The 2,560-nt window shown below is 44.7% G+C and carries 2 protein-coding genes and 1 pseudogene; all 3 read left to right on the top strand.

All coding sequences use genetic code 11. From position 1 onward, the window contains the following. Positions 1-79: 79 nt before the first annotated feature. Positions 80-553: pseudogene (locus tag ACFL9S_RS23495) on the top strand (tyrosine-type recombinase/integrase); the annotation flags it as partial. A gap of 527 nt (positions 554-1,080) precedes the next feature. Then, entirely contained in the window at positions 1,081-1,551 is a 471-nt protein-coding gene (locus ACFL9S_RS23500; RefSeq protein ID WP_405264288.1) for a hypothetical protein, read from the top strand. 46 nt (positions 1,552-1,597) lie between these two features. Next, positions 1,598-2,560, top strand: a 963-nt coding sequence (locus ACFL9S_RS23505; RefSeq protein ID WP_405264289.1) for a hypothetical protein, incomplete at its 3' end; no start/stop codon positions are given.

The following is a 2,560-nucleotide window of genomic DNA, read 5'->3' on the forward strand; positions in this document are numbered from 1 at the left end:
TGGTTTACCACCAAACGAATCGGAAAAACGATACTGGAAGAACTCTAAAGTGGTGGCCAGTTTTAGTTGACCACTTCATATGCCCCTGGACAGTAAACTTCGGGGCTGTGATCTGGTTAAGCTAAAAGTTTCTGATGTTGCATATGGTACCTCTGTTTCAAGCAGAGCTAAGGTGTTGCAACAGAAAACTGGTAGCCCTGTGTAATTTGAGATAACCGAAGGGACAAGAGAAGCTGTTGCTGCATTGATAAAGCTTGGCAATTTGCACAGTAAAAACTTCTTGTTTCGGTCTCGGGTCGGAATTAACAAGCACATTTCAACCCGGCAATACAACCGAGTCTTTCATGGGTGGGTAGAAAAGCTTGGTCTCGAAAATTCGCTTTACAGCACACATTCCATGAGAAGAACAAAACCTTACCTGATCTACAAGAAAACCAAGAATCTCCGGGTGATCCAACTTCTGTTGGGTCATAAGAAACTGGAAAGCACAGTTCGTTATCTGGGCATTGAAGTCGATGATGCGTTAGAGATCTCTGAATCGATTGAAGTCTAAGGTTGCCAGCGCTGCAACAGCAGCCCTGTGCCAGGAGCGGACATTGCTGACTATGGAGAGCACAATCGACTGAACGGATCCCTCTTTCGCCACCAAGCATCTCAATCGCTGTAATGTCACTGATCGTACGGTATCTACAAGTCATTACTAATCACTCGAACGATAAGCCGTAATGTACGGTGTTATAGGTAACAAGCCCCTGTAGAGGAACAAAAATACTGGACATAGTGCTTTAAAAACAGTACCAGAAGCCTGATTTTCTTCTCAGATAAGACATCATTCTTTCAACTTAATGTAAGTTATTTTTGCTTTTACATCATTTTTTCTAAAGCTTTCGCAACTGATGCCGTTAATTATATCTGACGTGTTGGAGCTGCTGTGAGTTGGCAAAACTGCCTAAGCACAGTTGGCACTCCATACGCTCAGCTGTGAAGCGACTGGGTAATGCAGGCGGTGTGCCGCAAAGGAGTGACCACCACACGTCCGTTCTTTAATGACTAAAGATCTCTTCATTTCAGGAGATTTAAATGAACAAGCAGTTAGCTTCTCTTTCCCTACTGGTTGCAGCATCGCTAGTTTCACTTCCGGCTTTAGCCGCCACAAACGCTATCGTGAAAACAGCGACCGCAAGTCAGATTACTGTTCTATCAAATGGAAACGGCATGCCAGCAGCCACTTCATTTGGTCTGGTTTCCACAGATTTTACGTCGGGTACTCTTATAAAAACCAAAACCCTCACCAGCATCGCTTACACTATCGCGGCATACCCTGCTGCAACGACTGATACTGTTGAGTTGTGTTATTACCGCCCGTATGCAGCAACTCCATCACTGTGTAAAGCGGTAACCAGTGGGTCAACGGCGACCACCACAGATTTTAATAGCTTCCCGTTCGGTAACGGAGTTGGATTACGTATTAACCACACCACGACTGGTGCACCAGGTGCACAGCTTAAACCTTCGCGCCAGGAAAGTGTCACTTATACCTACAGCTATTAATTACTAAACACCCATAACTTCTATCCAGGCTGGAGAGAATCAAACTATGAACGTCAACACATCAACCAATGTTTATAGCTATGTACAGGATACATCTGGTAACGCGTCTAAAAAGACCAGCTCCCAGCCTGCCACTGGAAGCAGCACCACGGCAGCCCAAGCAAACTCATCAGGACAGCCTACGATAAGTGGACTGGGACTGATGATGTCCCGCCTGTATGGAAACACAAACGCTCTCCCTGTAGTACAAACCCAGTTAACCTCTGAAACACAGGACATGGATGCAGTAAACTTCCTGACCCTGGATGATCGCAATGTATTATCAGACCTTTATGCACAGGCAAAGGATCAGGGAACTGATTTACGCTATGTTGATGATTTAGCTCGTGACTTAGGTAAGTACAGAAAGTTCGGTAGCGTATCCGGTAATTACAATACGGGTAATACATACGATGTGAGCGGGCGTAAGCAGACGATTGATTTTACTGCTAAGGACTCCGAGACTGCCTCCCGTATCCTGAGCAGTGGTAATATCTCCAGCTCCGTTCTTGATCCCGGATTCCTGGAATTTGAGCTCAACTCCGGCTATTCATTTGACCATGTCGCAAATTTTGATTATCTGGAATCGGTAATTAACAATTCCGCGAGTAAGACAACTTCTAATGGACTGGGCCGGACCCCTGATTTCACCACTTATGTCAGTCAGGGACAGAATAACTACGTTGTGAATACCGCCAGCGAAGTGACGTTTAAAACTGATGAACCGGATGTTATCAGTAAAGATGGTGTCTTTTATGTTACAGAGACCGGTAAAAAGCACGGTTTTCATTTAGAAGGTAACGATGTAGTGCAGGATAAAGGATTATCCATTAGTGATATTCAGTCTCAGACCGCCACAACGTTGCTGGATTATTATGTTAATGCAAACAAATCTGAGAACGTGAACACTGATAAACCGACTACATTGTTCGACTATCTGTTCTCATCTGTAAGTATCCCTGCAATCCGC

The organism is Erwinia sp. AnSW2-5 (assembly GCF_045107195.1).
Lineage (GTDB): Bacteria > Pseudomonadota > Gammaproteobacteria > Enterobacterales > Enterobacteriaceae > Erwinia.

Bases quoted from the DNA above. Each gene is read 5' to 3' on its own strand.
- ACFL9S_RS23500 (WP_405264288.1), top strand. From the start codon at position 1,081: ATGAACAAGCAGTTAGCTTCTCTTTCCCTACTGGTTGCAGCATCGCTA.